Here is a 17,495-nt window from a genome sequence, read left to right as displayed (position 1 = left end):
GAGGCTGTGCGGCGGCGGCCGCGCGGCCCTTTTTCGGCCCACAGAAGTTATTGATCAATAACTATCCAGAGGGGAACTGGGGGACGTCATGTCGGAGAAACTGGAGAAAACGGAACGGCCAGCGGCGGAACGGCCCGAGGCGCCAGGCCTGGGGCGGACCGGCGTCTGGACGCTGGTGATCACCAGCGTCGCGGGTTTCATGGCCAGCCTGGACAACCTGGTCGTCACCACGGCGCTGCCGTCCATCCGCGAGGACCTCGGCGGCGGGCTGTCCGACCTGGAGTGGACGGTCAGCGCCTACACCCTGGCCTTCGCCGTCCTGCTGATGTTCGGCGCCGCGCTCGGCGACCGCTTCGGCCGCCGCCGGATCTTCCTGGTCGGGCTCACGCTCTTCACCGTCGGCTCCGCCGCGGCCGCCCTGTCACCGGACATCGGCTCGCTGATCGCCGCCCGCGCCGTCCAGGGCGCCGGCGCCGCGGTGTCGATGCCGCTCACCCTCACCCTGCTCACCGCCGCGGTGCCGGCGGCCAAGCGGGGACTGGCCTTCGGCATCTGGGCGGGCGTCAACGGCCTCGCCGTCGCCACCGGGCCGCTGGTCGGCGGGACGCTCACCGAGCACTTCTCCTGGCAGTGGATCTTCTGGGTGAACGTCCCGGTCGGCCTCGTCCTGGTACCGCTCTCCGCCCTCAAGCTCCGCGAGAGCCGGGGCGCCAGCCCGGCCCTGGACGTGGCCGGCACGGTCCTGGTCAGCCTGGGCCTGTTCGGCGTCGTCCTCGGCCTGATCCGCGGCAACCCGAACGGCTGGACCAGCCCGCTGGTGCTGGGCTCGCTGATCGCCGGTGTCGCGCTGCTGACCGCCTTCGTGCTGTACGAGCAGCGCTGGGCCAAGCACCCGATGCTGCCGATGCGGCTGTTCCGCAGCCGGGCGTTCTCCGCCGTCAACGCGTCCGGCCTGCTGATGTTCCTCGGCATGTTCGGCTCGATCTTCCTGATCAGCCAGCACCTGCAGACCGTGGGCGGCTACAGCCCGCAGGAGGCCGGCATCCGGATGCTCCCGTGGACCGGGATGCCGCTGATCGTCGCCCCGATCGCGGGCATCCTGGCCGACCGGTTCGGTGGCCGCCCGATCGTGGTCACCGGGCTCCTGCTGCAGGGCGCCGGCCTGGCGATGTACGCGGCGATCACCGGCGGCACCACGGGCTACGACTACGGCGCCGAGATCCCCGCCGTGGTGATCTGCGGCATCGGCATGTCGCTGTACTTCGCCCCGACCGCCGCCCTGGTGATGGACAGCGTCCGGCCGGAGGAGCAGGGCATCGCCTCCGGCGCCAACAACGCGCTGCGCGAGGTGGGCGGCGCGCTCGGGGTGGCCGTCCTCTCGGCGGTGTTCTCGGCGCAGGGCGGGTACACGTCCGAGCAGTCCTTCGTCGACGGGCTGGTGCCCGCGCTGTACGTCGGCGCGGGGGTGGTCGTGGTCGCGGCCGTCTGCGCGATGCTCCTCCCGCGCAAGGCGAGGCCCGCGGCGGCCGAGCCCGTGGACGCCACGGAGGCTGCGGCCGACAAGGCCGACAAGGCCGTAGCGGCCGCCGACGCCGAGCAGCCTGCGGCGGAGCCGGTCCCCGCCGAGGCGTCGAAGGTCTGACCGGCGGGTCGGGGGCGGCGCGCCGGTGCCCGGCGGGCCCGCCGCCCCGCCCCCGTACGCTGGTGGGCGTGCTGGTAGAAAACGACGCCCCCCTCGCCCCGCTGACCACGCTCCGGCTCGGCGGCCCGGCCCGCCGCCTGGTGACCGCCCACACCGACGACGAGGTGATCGCCGCCGTCCGCGAGGCCGACACGGCCGGTGAGCCGCTGCTGGTCCTCGGCGGCGGCTCCAACCTGGTGATCGGCGACGCCGGCTTCCCCGGCACCGTGCTGCGGATCGCCACCACCGGCTTCGCCCTGGACGGCACCGTGCTGGAGCTGGCGGCCGGCGAGGTCTGGTCGGAGGCGGTCACCCGTACGGTGCGCGAGCACGGCCTGGCGGGCGTCGAGTTCCTGGCCGGCATCCCCGGCTCGGCCGGCGCCACACCGGTGCAGAACGTCGGCGCCTACGGCCAGGAGGTCGCCCGGTCGATCACCGAGGTGGTCGCCTACGACCGCACGGCCGGCGCGGTGGTCACGCTCACCAACGCCGAGTGCGCGTTCTCCTACCGGCACAGCCGCTTCAAGGCCGAACCGGACCGCTACGTGGTGCTGCGGGCGCGGTTCGCCCTGGCGGACCACGACGGCCTCTCCACCCCGGTCAAGTACGCCGAGGTGGCCCGGCACTTCGGCGTCGAGCAGGGCGAGCGGGTGCCGCTGGAGCGGGCGTACGACGCGGTGCTGGGGCTGCGCTCCGGCAAGGGCATGGTGCTGGACCCGGCGGACCACGACACCTGGTCGGCCGGCTCCTTCTTCACCAACCCGGTGCTCACCGCCGCGCAGTACGAGTCCTTCCGGACCCGCCCGGGCACCGAGAACGCCCCCGCCTACCCGGCGTCGGAGGGCTGCACCAAGACTTCGGCCGCCTGGCTGATCGACCGGGCCGGCTTCGGCAAGGGCTACGGCGACGGCCCGGCGACGCTCTCCACCAAGCACACCCTGGCGCTCACCAACCGCGGCTCGGCCACCGCCGAGGACCTGCTGGCGCTGGCCCGGGAGATCCGGGACGGCGTCCGCGAGGCCTTCGGGGTCGAGCTGGTGAACGAGCCGGTGATGATCGGGGTCAAGCTCTAGGGTCGGCCCCCGCTGGGGTCGGCCCCGTCCTGGGCGGCCACACCGTTCGCCAGCCAGGCGTCGACGTCCGCCAGTAGTTCCTTTCGGACGGCCTCCGGTGCGCGCGAGCCGCGCACGGACTGCCGTGCCAGCTCGGCGAGTTCGGCATCGCTGAAGCCCAGGACGTCGCGGGCCAGGTCGTACTGGGCGGCCAGCCGGCTGCCGAACAGCAGCGGGTCGTCCGCGCCCAGCGCCAGCGGCACACCGGCGTCGAACAGCCGCCGCAGCGGCACGTCCTCGGGGCGCTCGTAGACGCCGAGCGAGACGTTCGAGGACGGGCAGACCTCGCAGGTGATCTGGCGGTCGGCCAGCCGTGCCATCAGCCGGGGGTCCTCGGCGGCGCGGACGCCGTGGCCGATCCGGCCGGCGCCCAGGTCGTCCAGGCAGTCCCGGACGGATTCGGGCCCGGCCAGCTCGCCGCCGTGCGGGGCGGCCAGCAGCCCGCCCTTGCGGGCGATCTCGAAGGCCCGGTCGAAGTCCCGGGCGAGGCCGCGGCGCTCGTCGTTGGAGAGGCCGAAGCCGACCACGCCGTGGTCGGCGTACCGGACGGCGAGCCGGGCCAGCGTCCGGGCGTCCATCGGGGACTTCATCCGGTTCGCCGCGACCAGCACCCGGATGCCCACCCCGGTGGCCTCGGCGGCGTGCTCCACCGCGTCCAGGATCAGCTCCAGCGCGGGGATCAGCCCGCCCAGCCGGGGCGCGTACGAGGTCGGGTCGACCTGGATCTCCAGCCAGCGGGAGCCGTCCCGCCGCTCGTCCTGCGCGGTCTCCAGGACCAGCCGGCGGATGTCCTCCTCCTCCCGCAGCACCGAGCGTGCGGTGTCGTACAGGCGCTGGAAGCGGAACCAGCCGCGTTCGTCGGTGGCCCGCAGTTTCGGCGGCTCGCCGGAGCTGAGCGCCTCCGGCAGTCGGACGCCGTGCTTGTCGGCCAGCTCCAGCAGGGTGGCGGGGCGCATCGAGCCGGTGAAGTGCAGGTGCAGGTGGGCCTTCGGAAGGTCCCTGACGTCTCGCGGATTCAACAGGCGTTCCATCCGCCGATACTGCCGCATCGGGCCCCTAAACGGGAACCGCCCTCCTTCCGTCCCCCGAAGGGGTGGAAGAGGGCGGTTCCCGGGTGAAACCGGCACGTCGGATTGACGTCAGTCGCGGGCCTCGCCGAGCAGCTTCTGCAGCCGGCCGATGCCCTCGACCAGGTCGGCGTCGCCGAGCGCGTAGGAGAACCGCAGGTAGCCGGGGGTGCCGAAGGCCTCGCCCGGGACGGCCGCGACCTCGGCCTCGTCCAGGATCAGCGAGGCCAGCTCGCCGGAGCTCTGCGGGCGCTTGCCGCGGATCTCCTTGCCCAGCAGGCCCTTGACGGACGGGTAGACGTAGAACGCGCCCTCCGGCTCGGGGCAGTACACGCCCTCGATCTCGTTGAGCATCCGCACGATGGTCCGGCGGCGGCGGTCGAAGGCGGTGCGCATCTCGTGCACCGCGGACAGGTCGCCGCTGACGGCGGCGATCGCGGCGCGCTGGGCGACGTTGGAGACGTTCGAGGTGGCGTGCGACTGCAGGTTGGTCGCGGCCTTGACCACGTCCTTGGGGCCGATCACCCAGCCCACCCGCCAGCCGGTCATCGCGTAGGTCTTGGCGACACCGTTGACCACGACGCACTTGTCGGCCAGCTCGGGCAGCAGGGCCGGCAGCGAGGTGAAGGCGGCCTCGCCGTACACCAGGTGCTCGTAGATCTCGTCGGTGAGCACCCAGAGGCCGTGCTCCAGCGCCCAGCGGCCGATCGCCTCGGCCTCGGCCTCGGTGTACACCGCGCCGGTCGGGTTGGACGGCGAGACGAAGAGCACCACCTTGGTGTTCTCGGTGCGGGCGGCCTCCAGCTGCTCGACCGAGACCTTGTAGCCGGTGGTCTCGTCGGTCACGACCGCCACCGGGACACCGCCGGCGAGCTGGACCGACTCCGGGTAGGTGGTCCAGTACGGGGCCGGGATGATGACCTCGTCGCCCGGGTCCAGGATCGCGGCGAACGCCTCGTAGATCGCCTGCTTGCCGCCGTTGGTGACGAGCACCTGGGAGGCGTCCACCTCGTAGCCGGAGTCGCGCAGCGTCTTGGCGGCGATCGCGGCCTTCAGCTCGGGCAGGCCACCCGCCGGGGTGTAGCGGTGGTTCTTCGGGTCGCGGCAGGCCTCGACGGCCGCCTCGACGATGTAGTCCGGGGTGGGGAAGTCCGGCTCGCCTGCGCCGAAGCCGATCACCGGACGGCCGGCCGCCTTGAGGGCCTTGGCCTTGGCGTCCACGGCGAGGGTCGCGGACTCGGCGATCGCGCCGACCCGGGCGGAGACCCGGCGGTCGGCGGGGCGGATGGAACGGTCGGGCTGCGGGGTGGAAGCGCTCATGCCTGCATCGTCGCAGAACCGGGACGGACCGGGCATCGCGGTTTCACCATCCGTACCGGTCCGTCCACATGGCGGCGCCCGCCGATCCGCCGGTGATCACGCGGGCCTGCCGGACATATGCCGGGCGACCAGGGCCCGCGGAAGAAGAGGTTCGACCAAACACCCCTCGACCACGTACACTCACTGCTCGACGGCCCGCCGAAAAAGACCGGAGCTTCCGCCAGCTGTGCAGACAGCGGGGGGAGATGCGGTAGGTTGGTCGCTACGGAGCCGCGAGGCCCCGTAGGGCAATAGCTCAATTGGTAGAGCACCGGTCTCCAAAACCGGCGGTTGGGGGTTCAAGTCCCTCTTGCCCTGCTGCTTGATCCGTTTTCAGCCCGTTCGCTCGACAGAGCGAGCGGGCTTGACGCGGAGAGGGCGCCGATCAGCACCGTTTTTAGCCGGACGTTCGTGCCCCATCGGGTGACGGGACGCTCGGCAGGACCCGGATTCAGGTGAGGACGAGTGACGGAGACCACGGGCTCCACCGCAACGCCTGAGAGCGGCAACCCCGAGGGGGCCGACGGCGCTGCCGAGACCACGCCTGCGGAGGGCGAGGAGAAGGCGCTCTCGCGCCGCGACCGCAAGCGGGCCGCCCGCGCGGGCGACAAGAAGGCCGGCAAGCGGGCCAAGAAGGGCCTGTTCGCCCGGACCGCCCTCTTCTACCGCCAGATCATCGCCGAACTGCGCAAGGTCGTCTGGCCCACCCGGAGTGAGCTCACCAACTACACGACCGTCGTCGTCGTGTTCGTCGTGGTCGTGATGGCCTTCGTGGCCGGCCTGGACTACGGCCTCTCCAAGCTGAGCCTCCTGGTGTTCGGCTGACCTGGCCGTCCCCCTTCGAAACAGCCTCCCGACCCGGGCCGATCCTCGGCCCGGGTCGTGCTGTCTGCGCCGGTTGTACGCGGCCGCTACCGTGGACTCGGTACTGTTGAAGTCTCCGAGTCCTCTTCCTGGCGCCCGCGCGAGCGGCAGCCCGCCGGAGGCGGCCCCGGAGCGCGCCACCTTCACCATCTCCAGGAAAGAAGCAGCCACCGTGTCTGAGTCCCCCCTGTACGACGCCGACGAGACCGTCCGCGAGGCGGATGTCGCCGCCGAGCTGGACGCGGCCGAGCTGGCTGACGAAGCCGAGTCCGCCGAGCAGATCGTGGACGCCGCGGACAGCGACGAGGACGAGGTCGAGGCGTACGACGAGGCCGAGGCCAGCGAGCCCGCCGAGGAGGCCGCGCTGCACGTGGAGAGCGACGTGGAGCCCGCCGTCGAGGAGGCCGCCGAGGAGGCCGAGGCCGAGGTCGAGGCCGAGGAGGCCGTCGAGGAGGCCGTCGAGGTCGACCCGGTCGCCAAGTTCCGCGAGGACCTGCGCTTCATGCCGGGCGAGTGGTACGTGATCCACACCTACGCCGGCTACGAGAACCGGGTGAAGCAGAACCTGGAGCAGCGCGCCGTCTCGCTGAACGTCGAGGAGTACATCTTCCAGGCCGAGGTGCCGCAGGAGGAGGTCGTCCAGATCAAGAACGGCGACCGCAAGACCATCCGCCAGAACAAGCTCCCCGGCTACGTCCTGGTGCGCATGGACCTCACCCCCGAGTCCTGGGGCGTCGTGCGCAACACCCCCGGTGTCACCGGCTTCGTCGGCAACGCCTACGACCCGTACCCGCTGACCCTGGACGAGGTCGTCAAGATGCTCGCCCCGGACGTCGAGCGCCAGGCGGCCAAGGAGGCCGGCAAGCCCTCGCCGGTCAAGCCGAGCGAGATCCAGGTGCTGGACTTCGAGGTCGGCGACTCGGTCACCGTCACCGACGGCCCGTTCGCGACCCTGCAGGCGACCATCAACGAGATCAACCCCGACTCGAAGAAGGTCAAGGGCCTGGTCGAGATCTTCGGCCGGGAGACCCCGGTCGAGCTCTCCTTCGACCAGATCCAGAAGAACTAGTCCCACGGTCTTCGGATCCGGGGCGGGGCCGAGGGCCCTGCCCCGGATCCGTTTTGGTCCAGCGACGCGAAGGCGTTAGCCTGGTTCGATGTGTGTGCTGGCGGCCGGGTGTCGCCCCGGTTCCGCACACACCAGCAATCACCTCTCGGAAGGACCCGGAGAGACATGCCTCCCAAGAAGAAGAAGGTCACGGGGCTTATCAAGCTCCAGATCAACGCCGGTGCGGCCAACCCGGCGCCGCCGGTCGGCCCCGCGCTGGGCCAGCACGGCGTCAACATCATGGAGTTCTGCAAGGCCTACAACGCTGCGACCGAGTCGCAGCGCGGCATGATCGTGCCGGTGGAGATCACGGTCTACGATGACCGTTCCTTCACCTTCATCACGAAGACGCCGCCGGCCGCGCGCCTCATCCTGAAGGCCGCCGGTATCGACAAGGGCTCCAGCGAGCCGCACAAGACCAAGGTCGCCAAGCTCACCAGCGCCCAGGTCCGCGACATCGCCACGACCAAGATGCCCGACCTGAACGCCAACGACCTGGACGCGGCGGAGAAGATCATCGCCGGCACCGCCCGGTCGATGGGCATCACCGTCGAGGGCTGATCAGCCCTTCTCGTCCCTGTGGTAGGGCCTGCGCAGGCCCGTGAGACCACGACTCCCATCACCATTCAGGAGCAGCAGTGAAGCGCAGCAAGGCTCTGAAGGCCGCGGACGCTCAGGTCGACCGCGAGCGCCTTTACGCCCCCCTCGAGGCCATTCGCCTCGCCAAGGCGACCAGCACCACCAAGTTCGACGGCACCGTCGAGGTCGCCATGCGTCTGGGCGTCGACCCGCGCAAGGCCGACCAGATGGTCCGCAGCACCGTGATCCTCCCGCACGGCACCGGTAAGACCGCTCGGGTCCTGGTCTTCGCGACCGGTGACCGTGCCGAGGCCGCGCGTGCTGCGGGCGCCGACATCGTCGGCTCCGACGAGCTGATCGACGAGGTCGCCAAGGGCCGTCTGGACTTCGACGCCGTCGTCGCCACCCCGGACCTCATGGGCAAGGTCGGCCGCCTCGGCCGCGTGCTCGGTCCCCGTGGTCTGATGCCGAACCCGAAGACCGGCACCGTGACCCCGGACGTCGCCAAGGCTGTCAACGACATCAAGGGCGGCAAGATCGAGTTCCGCGTCGACAAGCACTCGAACCTGCACTTCATCATCGGTAAGGCCTCCTTCACCGACGAGCAGCTGGTCGAGAACTACGCCGCCGCGCTGGACGAGGTGCTCCGCGCCAAGCCGTCCGCCGCCAAGGGTCGCTACATCAAGAAGACCGCCATCAGCACCACCATCGGCCCCGGCATCCTGGTGGACCCGAACCGCACCCGCAACCTCCTCGTCGAGGAGGACCCGGCCGCGGTCTGAGCCGATCGGCTCTGAAGCAGTCCGCACGGCGGGCCCGTACCCCCTTCGCCGGGGGTGCGGGCCCGCCGTCGTTTCCCTCGGGGACGGGGGCGGATGGGAACGGTTGCCCGAAGCGTCGTACGCTCTGCCGGTCAGATCATGTGCAGAACGTGTGACCGTCGGAGTGTGCCGTGCCGCCCACCCTTCGCCCCGCCGCCGCGGCGGCGGCCCTGCTGCTGCTCGGCGCCACCACCGGGTGCAGCCTGCTGGCCGTTCCGGGGACCCGGACCCCCGGCGGCGAGGCCGCGGCCGTGCCGCCCCGGCAGGTGGTGCTCGCCGCCGCCCAGGCGCTGGATGACGCGGGCGGCGCCCGGATCGACGTGGTCGAGGAGGGCCCGGCCGGCCGGCGCACCGCGAGCGGCACGCTGGTCTGGGGCCCCCGGGACGAGGCCGCGCTGACCGTCACCGACGAGCGGGGCACCGGGCAGCTGACCGCCCGCAACGGCGAGCTCGACCTCAGCTACCAGGGCGCCCAGCCCAGGCACGCGGACCGGGACAGTGCCGAGTCGCTCGACTCGCGGTCGGCCACCGGTCCGGGCGGCTACGCGGGCGGCTGGATGACCGGACTCGTCACCAACCCGGGCAGCCGCGCGTACGCGATCGCGCAGACCGGGAAGCTCGGATCGCTCGGCGGCGAGCAGCTGGCCGGGATGACCGTCGCGCACTACCAGGGCTCCGCGCCGGTGGCCGAATACTTCAGCGACGACAAGGAGTTGACCCCGGAGCGGCTCGCCGCGGTGGTCGACTGGTACCGGCAGCGGGGGGTGGCGGCGATCGGCTACGACGTCTGGGTCGGGCCCGGCGAGCGGCTGCTGAGGCTGCGGGCGACGGCCCGGGGGAGTGCCGGAACCACGGTGACCACGACGGATGTCTCGGCCCCCGGGGTGGGCGATGAGTCCCCTGCCGGGGACGGGTGACAGGACGGGGATATCCGGTGCGTGGGGCCTCTGGCGATCCGTTAGAGTCCGCGTGAGAAGAAGCTGAAAATCGGCTCTTCTTCGGATCGTTCGGATCTCATCGTTCGGATCTCACGGGGGACTTCATGCGTGCTGTGCGCCTCGCCTCGACCGTCGTCACGGCGACCGTGCTGCTCGGTGCCGCCACCGCCTGCGGCAGCAAGGGCGCCGCGGACGCCACGAGCGGCGGTGCCAAGGGCGGCGACGCGGTGGCCGCGGCCATGGGCGGAGACCCCAGGACCGCGCTGGCCGCCGCCGCGCTGGTGATGCAGAAGGCCGGCAACGGCAAGGTCACCATGATCGCCCCGGACGGCTCGACCCACACCGCCGGCAACGGCGACGCCGACTGGAAGGACCCGAGCCGCACGGCCGTCGACCTGACCGGCGAGGTGGAGACCAAGAAGATCCGGTTCCGGGTGATCGGGACCGACGGCTACCTCGGCGGCGGCGACACCGAGGCCGCGGCCATGGGCGGAAAGCACTGGCTCAAGCTGCCCGCCTCGAACGAACTCGGCGACGGCGTCCTGCTGATGAGCCAGCTGGTCAACCCGGTCGTCCAGCTCACCCTCGCCGCGCAGGGCGGCAAGCCCGTCAAGGTCGGCCAGGAGAGCCTCGACGGCGTCCAGGTCACCCACCTGCGGGCGGTCGAGGACGCCTCCGCCATGGTGGCCGGGATGCCGGCGCTGTCGGCCGACCAGCGCGCGGCCGTCCAGAAGTCCCTGGACGACGACGGCAAGACCCTCACCGTCGACTTCTGGCTCAACGGCCGACAGGAACTCGTCCAGTACCAGGAGTACGGCGACAAGAACGGCGAGCACGACGCCGTCACGGTCAAGTACTCCGACCTCGGCAAGGCGGCCAGGATCGAGGCCCCTGCCGCCACCGACCTGGGCAGCGACGCCGACATCCTCAAGCTGCTCGGCTGATCCCGCCGAGCCCGCGCATCGGAGCCGACGAGGCTCCATCCGTACCAACCGGCTGACGCCCCGGGCGCACACCGCACCCGGGGCTCTCAGCGGACCCGGTCGAGGGCGTCCGGATGCTGATCGCGACAGGCAAGGTGACCGAGGTGGGGCAGGAGCCGCTGAACGGCAAGGCCACCACCCACTACACCGGTGAACTCAGCGCCGACGAGATCGCCTCCATGGCCGGCAAGGGCGTGACCCGGGAGCAGCTCGACCAGGTCAAGCAGAAGCTGGCCACGGCCGGCCTCACCAGCGAGCGGATCGACGTCTGGGTGGACGCCGACCAGCTGGTCGTCCAGCGGACCGAGACCGGCAACACCAAGGCCGGCGCGTTCAAGGCCACCGTCCTCTACTCGGACTACGGCACCCCGGTCACCGCGCCGGCGCCGGACGCGTCCGACACAGTGGAACTGGCCGAGCTGGCGAAGCTCGGCAAGGGGGGCGCCACCAGCTGACCCGGGCCCGGGTGGCAAGGTGGCCGGGAGACAGGGCCGCCGGCGCGGCACGCGGGCGAGGAGGAACCAGACGATGGCGGGACGGCAGCGGTTGGCGGCACTGGCCGCGGTCGTCCTGCTGGCGAGCGGGCTGACCGGATGCGGCGGGGGCGGCGACGCGTCGTCCACGCCGTCCAGCAGCCCGGCTCCGACCTCGACCCCGACCAGCGCCTCGCCGACCGGGCCGGCCAAGCCCACCGACCGCTCGCCGCACGGTGTCCTGCTCTCCGCCCAGCTGGCCATGCAGACCGCCCGCCGGGCCAAGGTCAGCTACCGGCTGGGCGCGGACGCCGGATCCGGGCCGCTGTTCTGGCAGCCCAAGACGGCGCTCCAGATCAAGCGCTCCACTCCGGCCGACGCCGAGCAGCTGATCGTCGTGGACACCGTCGCCTACCAGGGCGGCGACGCCGCCACCGCGGCCCGCCAGGGCGGCCGGCACTGGGAGCGCTTCGCCGTCCCGCCCGACCCGGACGGCCACAAGGAGGTCCCGTACGCGGGGCTGATCGACCTGCTGAACCCGGTCGAGGCGCTGGCCGCCGCCACCGTCGACGGGGCGGACGCCCGCTTCGTCGGCGAGGAGAAGTTCGAGGACTCGACGGTCGAGCACTACCGGGTCACCACCACCGCCGAGCGCTACGCGGCCGCCCAGACCCAGCTGACCCAGTCCCGCCGGGACGGCCTGCGGGCCGCGCTGGCCCCCGGCGGCTCGCTCTCGCTCACCCTGGACCTCTGGCTCAACGACAAGGACCAGCTGGTCAGGCTGCAGCGCACCGGCAGCGGGGACAGCGGCCAGGCGGACGACTCGGTGCTCTACTCCGACTTCGCCGGCGCCCTGCTCTCGGTGCAGGCTCCGGCCGAGTCGGACACCGTGGACACCGGTACCCGGACGGTCTCCCCGCTGGCCCGCTGAGCCCCGTCCGCCCCGGCCGATCTCGGCCGGTCAGGGGCGATTTGCCCCGGACGGGCGAGTCCGGTTAGTGTTACCGAAGCCAAAGACCGCTGGTTGTCGCCGCGCCCCGCAAGGGATCCGGTGGCCGAAGGATCTGCGCTTCGTCGCAGTCAGCCCGCGCAGGTGTGTCTGGAGCTTCGACTTCCGGGTCCGCGTTCACGCGCATGCCCGTTGAGGTCGTACCGAGCCCCGTGCGCCTGCGCACCGGGGCTCATCTGCTTTTCCGCAGGGGCTTTCCTTCCGTCCGGTTGGTTCGAGGCGTGAATGGTCGACTTTCGCGGTCGGCCGGACTTCGACATCACGGAAGGAGGCGTAAGCCTATGGCAAGGCCCGACAAGGCTGCCGCCGTCGCCGAGATCACGGACAAGTTCCGTGGCTCCTCCGCGGCGCTGCTGACCGAGTACCGCGGTCTCTCGGTGAAGCAGGTCAAGACCCTGCGTCGCTCGCTCGGCGAGAACGCCGAGTACGCCGTGGTGAAGAACACGCTGACCAAGATCGCGGCCAATGAGGCCGGGATTTCGGAGCTCGACGACCTGTTCAACGGTCCGACGGCTGTCGCCTTCGTCACCGGTGACCCGGTGGAGTCGGCGAAGGCTCTGCGTGACTTCGCCAAGGAGAACCCCGCTCTCATCATCAAGGGCGGTGTCCTTGACGGTAAGGCGCTGTCCGCCGATGAGATCAAGAAGCTCGCGGACCTCGAGTCCCGCGAGGTGCTGCTCGCCAAGCTGGCGGGTGCCCTGAAGGCCAAGCAGTCCCAGGCTGCCGCGCTCTTCCAGGCCCTGCCGTCGAAGCTCGTCCGCACTGTGGACGCGCTGCGCGACAAGGTCGAGCAGGGCGGTGCCGGTACGCCGGCTCCCGCCGCCGAGGACGCCGCCGCCGAGTAATTCGGCAGGCTCACGCCTCGCTGCGGGCCCGTGCCCGCCCAACCCGTACATACGGCACCACCTGCCGATTTAGTGGAAGGACGCCATCATGGCGAAGCTGTCCCAGGACGAGCTGCTCGAGCAGTTCGAGGGCCTCACCCTCATCGAGCTGGCCGCCTTTGTGAAGGCCTTCGAGGAGAAGTTCGACGTCACCGCCGCCGCCCCGGTCGCCATTGCCGCCGCCGGCGTTGCCGGTGCCCCGGCCGAGGCCGAGGCCGAGCAGGACGAGTTCGACGTCATCCTCGAGGGTGCCGGCGACAAGAAGATCCAGGTCATCAAGGAGGTGCGCACCCTGACCTCCCTCGGCCTGAAGGAGGCCAAGGACCTCGTTGACACCGCTGGTGCCAAGGTCCTGGAGAAGGTTGCCAAGGACGTTGCCGAGAAGGCCAAGGCCGCCCTCGAGGGTGCCGGCGCCAAGGTCACCGTCAAGTGACTTCTCGCCCCCTCTGAGGGGGCCTGAGGCCGGGCCGATCACCCTTGTGGGTGGTCGGCCCGGCCTTTTCGCGTTCCAGGCCCAGGGCCGCCGTACGGCCGGGAACCACCGGTGTGGCCGAGAGCCCACTCGGCAGCGTCGGTGCGGGCGGGTATGGTGATCACCGTCATCGACGGTGGCCCCCACCACGGCTTCTGTAACGCCGGGGGCCGCCCGGCCGATGAACGGGTCGAGGTCCGCACCGCCTGCGGGCCCTTGACGAACCCGGCGAGGCGCGCGATTCTCAAGGCGCGAGTCCGCCCGGTTGGTTTGCCGCTGGATGCATAACCAGTGGCTCAGGCGGGAAATGACTCCACGTGAGTTATGGGGCCCGGGCAGTGCCCGGGCCGGTGCAGTACCCGGTGGGTGTTCGCGTCCGCCGGCTACCGGGAGGAGTCTCCGATTCGGTTTCCGAATCAGAGCTGGACAGCAGTGTGCCCTTTGGCTACACTGTCCCTTTGCGCTGCCTGTTAGCTGCTCCGTGACTCGTCGCCCGGAGTTTGCGTTGCCCTGAAGGGGTCTGGCATCGCCTCCGCAAAGCGGCTCTGACCTGGGGTTTCGATCCCCGGCAGAGGCCAGTGGCGAGGGAGGCGGGACCAAGCCCAGTTAGGCCCGGCTGGTACGCGCGTAGTGAGCTCCGAGCCCTCGGAAGGACCCCCCTCTTGGCCGCGCCGCGCAACGCCTCGAACAATTCCGCCGCATCCACCGCCCCGCTCCGCGTCTCCTTCGCGAAGATCAAGGAGCCCCTCGAGGTACCGAACCTCCTGGCCCTGCAGACCGAGAGCTTTGACTGGCTGCTCGGCAATGCGGCCTGGAAGTCCCGGGTCGAGGAGGCGCTGGAGAACGGTCTGGACGTCCCCACCAAGTCCGGTCTGGAGGAGATCTTCGAGGAGATCTCCCCGATCGAGGACTTCAGCGGGTCGATGTCTCTGACCTTCCGCGACCACCGTTTCGAGCCGCCGAAGAACTCCATTGACGAGTGCAAGGACCGTGACTTCACGTACGCGGCCCCGCTCTTCGTCACGGCCGAGTTCACCAACAACGAGACCGGTGAGATCAAGTCTCAGACGGTCTTCATGGGCGACTTCCCGCTCATGACCCACAAGGGCACGTTCGTGATCAACGGCACCGAGCGTGTCGTCGTGTCGCAGCTCGTCCGCTCCCCGGGTGTGTACTTCGACTCCACCCTGGACAAGGTGTCCGACAAGGACATCTACTCCTGCAAGGTCATCCCCTCGCGTGGTGCCTGGCTGGAGATGGAGATCGACAAGCGCGACATGGTCGGCGTCCGCATCGACCGCAAGCGCAAGCAGTCCGTCACCGTGCTGCTCAAGGCGCTCGGCTGGACCAACGAGATGATTCTCGAGGAGTTCGGCGAGTACGAGTCCATGCGCAACACCCTGGAGAAGGACCACACCCAGGGCCAGGACGACGCGCTGCTGGACATCTACCGCAAGCTGCGCCCGGGCGAGCCGCCCACGCGCGAGGCGGCGCAGACGCTGTTGGAGAACCTGTACTTCAACCCGAAGCGCTACGACCTCGCCAAGGTCGGCCGTTACAAGGTCAACCGCAAGCTGGGCAACGCAGAGTCCCTGGACTCCGGCGTGCTCACCGAGCCCGACATCATCGGTGCGATCAAGTACCTGGTGAAGCTGCACGCCGGTGAGACCGAGTGGAACGACCAGACCGGTCGCGACATCGTGGTCGAGGTCGACGACATCGACCACTTCGGCAACCGCCGCCTGCGCAACGTCGGCGAGCTCATCCAGAACCAGGTCCGTACGGGTCTCGCCCGTATGGAGCGCGTCGTGCGCGAGCGCATGACCACCCAGGACGTCGAGGCGATCACGCCGCAGACCCTGATCAACATCCGGCCGGTCGTCGCCTCCATCAAGGAGTTCTTCGGCACCAGCCAGCTGTCGCAGTTCATGGACCAGACGAACCCGCTGTCGGGCCTGACCCACAAGCGTCGTCTGTCGGCCCTCGGCCCCGGTGGTCTCTCCCGTGAGCGCGCCGGCTTCGAGGTCCGTGACGTGCACCCCTCGCACTACGGGCGCATGTGTCCCATCGAGACCCCTGAAGGCCCGAACATCGGTCTGATCGGGTCGCTGGCCTCGTACGGCCGGGTCAACGCCTTCGGCTTCATCGAGACCCCGTACCGCAAGGTCATCGAGGGTGTCGTCACCGAGCAGGTCGACTACCTGACCGCCGACGAGGAGGACCGCTACGTCATCGCGCAGGCCAACGCCCCGCTGACGGCGGAGCTGACCTTCGCCGAGCCGCGCGTCCTGGTCCGCCGCCGTGGCGGCGAGATCGACTACATCCCCGGCACCGAGATCGACTACATGGACGTCTCGCCGCGCCAGATGGTGTCGGTCGCGACCGCCATGATCCCGTTCCTCGAGCACGACGACGCCAACCGCGCGCTCATGGGCTCGAACATGATGCGCCAGGCGGTGCCGCTGCTGAAGAGCGAGGCTCCGCTGGTCGGTACCGGCATGGAGTACCGCTGCGCCGTCGACGCCGCGGACGTCATCACCGCCGAGAAGTCGGGTGTCGTCCAGGAGGTCTCGGCCGACTACGTCACCGTGGCCAACGACGACGGCACGTACACCACGTACCGCGCCGCCAAGTTCACCCGCTCCAACCAGGGCACCGCCTTCAACCAGAAGGTGCTCGTGGACGAGGGCGCCCGGGTCGAGGTCAACCAGGTGCTGGCCGACGGCCCGTGCACCGACGAGGGCGAGATGGCCCTCGGCAAGAACCTGCTCGTGGCGTTCATGTCGTGGGAGGGTCACAACTACGAGGACGCGATCATCCTGTCGCAGCGCCTCGTCCAGGACGACGTCCTCTCCTCGATCCACATCGAGGAGCACGAGGTCGACGCCCGTGACACCAAGCTCGGCCCCGAGGAGATCACCCGGGACATCCCGAACGTCTCCGAGGAGGTCCTCGCCGACCTCGACGAGCGCGGCATCATCCGGATCGGCGCCGACGTCGTCACCGGCGACATCCTCGTCGGCAAGGTCACCCCGAAGGGTGAGACCGAGCTGACCCCCGAGGAGCGCCTGCTCCGCGCGATCTTCGGTGAGAAGGCGCGCGAGGTCCGCGACACCTCGCTGAAGGTCCCGCACGGTGAGTCCGGCAAGGTCATCGGCGTGCGCGTCTTCGACCGCGAGGAGGGGGACGAGCTTCCCCCGGGCGTGAACCAGCTGGTGCGCGTCTACGTGGCCCAGAAGCGCAAGATCACCAACGGTGACAAGCTCGCCGGCCGTCACGGCAACAAGGGCGTCATCTCCAAGATCCTGCCGGTCGAGGACATGCCGTTCCTGGAGGACGGCACCCCGGTCGACATCATCCTCAACCCGCTGGGTGTCCCGTCCCGAATGAACCCGGGACAGGTCCTGGAGATCCACCTCGGGTGGCTCGCGAAGCAGGGCTGGGACGTCTCCGGCCTCGCCGACGAGTGGGCCCAGCGCCTCCAGGCGATCGGCGCCGACACCGTCCAGGGCGGCACCAACCTCGCCACCCCGGTCTTCGACGGCGCCCGCGAGGACGAGATCACCGGCCTGCTGGACAACACCACCCTCACCCGTGACGGTGAGCGCCTGGTGAACTCCACCGGCAAGGCCCGGCTGTTCGACGGCCGCTCCGGCGAGCCGTTCCCGATGCCGGTCTCGGTCGGCTACATGTACATCCTCAAGCTGCACCACCTGGTCGACGACAAGCTGCACGCCCGTTCGACCGGTCCGTACTCGATGATCACCCAGCAGCCGCTCGGTGGTAAGGCGCAGTTCGGTGGTCAGCGCTTCGGTGAGATGGAGGTGTGGGCCCTTGAGGCGTACGGCGCTGCTTACGCGCTGCAGGAGCTGCTCACCATCAAGTCCGACGACGTCCTCGGCCGTGTGAAGGTCTACGAGGCCATCGTCAAGGGCGAGAACATCCCCGAGCCCGGCATTCCCGAGTCCTTCAAGGTTCTCATCAAGGAAATGCAGTCGCTCTGCCTCAACGTGGAGGTGCTGTCCTCGGACGGCCAGTCCATCGAGATGCGGGACTCCGACGAGGACGTGTTCCGCGCCGCCGAGGAGCTCGGCATCGACCTGTCCCGGCGCGAGCCGAGCAGCGTCGAAGAGGTCTGACGGAGG

At 70.3% G+C, this 17,495-nt stretch carries 14 protein-coding genes, 1 tRNA gene and 1 pseudogene; 14 read left to right on the top strand and 2 right to left on the bottom strand.

Annotated elements, in window-relative coordinates; all coding sequences use genetic code 11:
• Positions 1-88 precede the first annotated feature (88 nt).
• Positions 89-1,642: an MFS transporter gene (locus P3T27_RS06655; RefSeq protein ID WP_280675232.1), complete on the top strand. Its 1,554-nt coding sequence runs from the start codon at positions 89-91 to the stop codon at positions 1,640-1,642.
• Between the two features lie 68 nt (positions 1,643-1,710).
• Positions 1,711-2,754, top strand: a complete 1,044-nt coding sequence (locus tag P3T27_RS06650) for a UDP-N-acetylmuramate dehydrogenase (RefSeq protein WP_280675230.1) — start codon at positions 1,711-1,713, stop codon at positions 2,752-2,754.
• Here the strand turns inward: P3T27_RS06650 and P3T27_RS06645 are convergent.
• Both P3T27_RS06645 and P3T27_RS06640 read right to left on the bottom strand, forming a co-directional pair.
• A complete protein-coding gene (locus P3T27_RS06645) occupies positions 2,751-3,824 on the bottom strand; it encodes an adenosine deaminase (RefSeq protein WP_280675228.1) in 1,074 nt (357 codons plus the stop codon). The two genes, P3T27_RS06650 and P3T27_RS06645, sit on opposite strands and share 4 nt — an antisense overlap.
• A 108-nt stretch (positions 3,825-3,932) precedes the next feature.
• Positions 3,933-5,180, bottom strand: coding sequence for a pyridoxal phosphate-dependent aminotransferase (locus tag P3T27_RS06640; protein WP_280675226.1), 1,248 nt, complete (start codon positions 5,178-5,180; stop codon positions 3,933-3,935).
• A gap of 284 nt (positions 5,181-5,464) precedes the next feature.
• Here P3T27_RS06640 and P3T27_RS06635 point away from each other — a divergent pair.
• The 12 genes and pseudogenes from P3T27_RS06635 (at position 5,465) to rpoB (ending at position 17,489) form a co-directional block, all read left to right on the top strand.
• Positions 5,465-5,537 (top strand) — tRNA-Trp (locus tag P3T27_RS06635).
• Between the two features lie 147 nt (positions 5,538-5,684).
• On the top strand, positions 5,685-6,044 hold the full coding sequence (gene secE, locus P3T27_RS06630; RefSeq protein ID WP_280675224.1) for a preprotein translocase subunit SecE: 360 nt from the start codon (positions 5,685-5,687) through the stop codon (positions 6,042-6,044).
• Positions 6,045-6,255: 211 nt separating this feature from the next.
• On the top strand, positions 6,256-7,152 hold the full coding sequence (gene nusG, locus P3T27_RS06625; protein WP_280675222.1) for a transcription termination/antitermination protein NusG: 897 nt from the start codon (positions 6,256-6,258) through the stop codon (positions 7,150-7,152).
• Positions 7,153-7,317: 165 nt separating this feature from the next.
• A complete protein-coding gene (gene rplK / locus P3T27_RS06620; protein WP_280675220.1) occupies positions 7,318-7,752 on the top strand; it encodes a 50S ribosomal protein L11 in 435 nt (144 codons plus the stop codon).
• Positions 7,753-7,829: 77 nt separating this feature from the next.
• Entirely contained in the window at positions 7,830-8,552 is a 723-nt protein-coding gene (gene rplA / locus P3T27_RS06615) for a 50S ribosomal protein L1 (RefSeq protein WP_280675218.1), read from the top strand.
• 170 nt (positions 8,553-8,722) lie between these two features.
• Positions 8,723-9,508, top strand: coding sequence for a hypothetical protein (locus P3T27_RS06610; RefSeq protein ID WP_280675216.1), 786 nt, complete (start codon positions 8,723-8,725; stop codon positions 9,506-9,508).
• Between the two features lie 125 nt (positions 9,509-9,633).
• Complete coding sequence (locus tag P3T27_RS06605) at positions 9,634-10,473, top strand: hypothetical protein (protein WP_280675214.1); 840 nt, start codon at positions 9,634-9,636, stop codon at positions 10,471-10,473.
• A gap of 89 nt (positions 10,474-10,562) precedes the next feature.
• Positions 10,563-10,967 (top strand): annotated as a pseudogene (locus P3T27_RS06600) (LppX_LprAFG lipoprotein); the annotation flags it as partial.
• Positions 10,968-11,040: 73 nt separating this feature from the next.
• The gene (locus P3T27_RS06595; RefSeq protein ID WP_280675212.1) at positions 11,041-11,916 is read left to right on the top strand and encodes a hypothetical protein; all 876 of its coding nucleotides are present in this window, start codon (positions 11,041-11,043) and stop codon (positions 11,914-11,916) included.
• Between the two features lie 359 nt (positions 11,917-12,275).
• Positions 12,276-12,839, top strand: coding sequence for a 50S ribosomal protein L10 (gene rplJ / locus P3T27_RS06590; protein WP_063348937.1), 564 nt, complete (start codon positions 12,276-12,278; stop codon positions 12,837-12,839).
• Positions 12,840-12,927: 88 nt separating this feature from the next.
• Positions 12,928-13,311: a 50S ribosomal protein L7/L12 gene (rplL, locus tag P3T27_RS06585; RefSeq protein WP_280675210.1), complete on the top strand. Its 384-nt coding sequence runs from the start codon at positions 12,928-12,930 to the stop codon at positions 13,309-13,311.
• A gap of 701 nt (positions 13,312-14,012) precedes the next feature.
• Entirely contained in the window at positions 14,013-17,489 is a 3,477-nt protein-coding gene (gene rpoB / locus P3T27_RS06580; protein ID WP_280675208.1) for a DNA-directed RNA polymerase subunit beta, read from the top strand.
• Positions 17,490-17,495: the final 6 nt, after the last annotated feature.

This window comes from Kitasatospora sp. MAA19, from assembly GCF_029894125.1.
Taxonomy (GTDB): Bacteria; Actinomycetota; Actinomycetes; order Streptomycetales; family Streptomycetaceae; genus Kitasatospora.
The sequence above is the reverse complement of the archived record's forward strand: the minus strand, read 5'-3'. Positions and strand labels throughout refer to the sequence as shown.

Coding starts and splice junctions, on each gene's coding strand:
- P3T27_RS06655 (WP_280675232.1), top strand. CDS start 89: ATGTCGGAGAAACTGGAGAAAACGGAACGGCCAGCGGCGGAACGGCCC.
- P3T27_RS06645 (WP_280675228.1), bottom strand. CDS start 3,824: ATGGAACGCCTGTTGAATCCGCGAGACGTCAGGGACCTTCCGAAGGCC.
- P3T27_RS06640 (WP_280675226.1), bottom strand. CDS start 5,180: ATGAGCGCTTCCACCCCGCAGCCCGACCGTTCCATCCGCCCCGCCGAC.
- rplK (WP_280675220.1), top strand. CDS start 7,318: ATGCCTCCCAAGAAGAAGAAGGTCACGGGGCTTATCAAGCTCCAGATC.
- P3T27_RS06605 (WP_280675214.1), top strand. CDS start 9,634: ATGCGTGCTGTGCGCCTCGCCTCGACCGTCGTCACGGCGACCGTGCTG.
- P3T27_RS06595 (WP_280675212.1), top strand. CDS start 11,041: ATGGCGGGACGGCAGCGGTTGGCGGCACTGGCCGCGGTCGTCCTGCTG.
- rplJ (WP_063348937.1), top strand. CDS start 12,276: ATGGCAAGGCCCGACAAGGCTGCCGCCGTCGCCGAGATCACGGACAAG.
- rplL (WP_280675210.1), top strand. CDS start 12,928: ATGGCGAAGCTGTCCCAGGACGAGCTGCTCGAGCAGTTCGAGGGCCTC.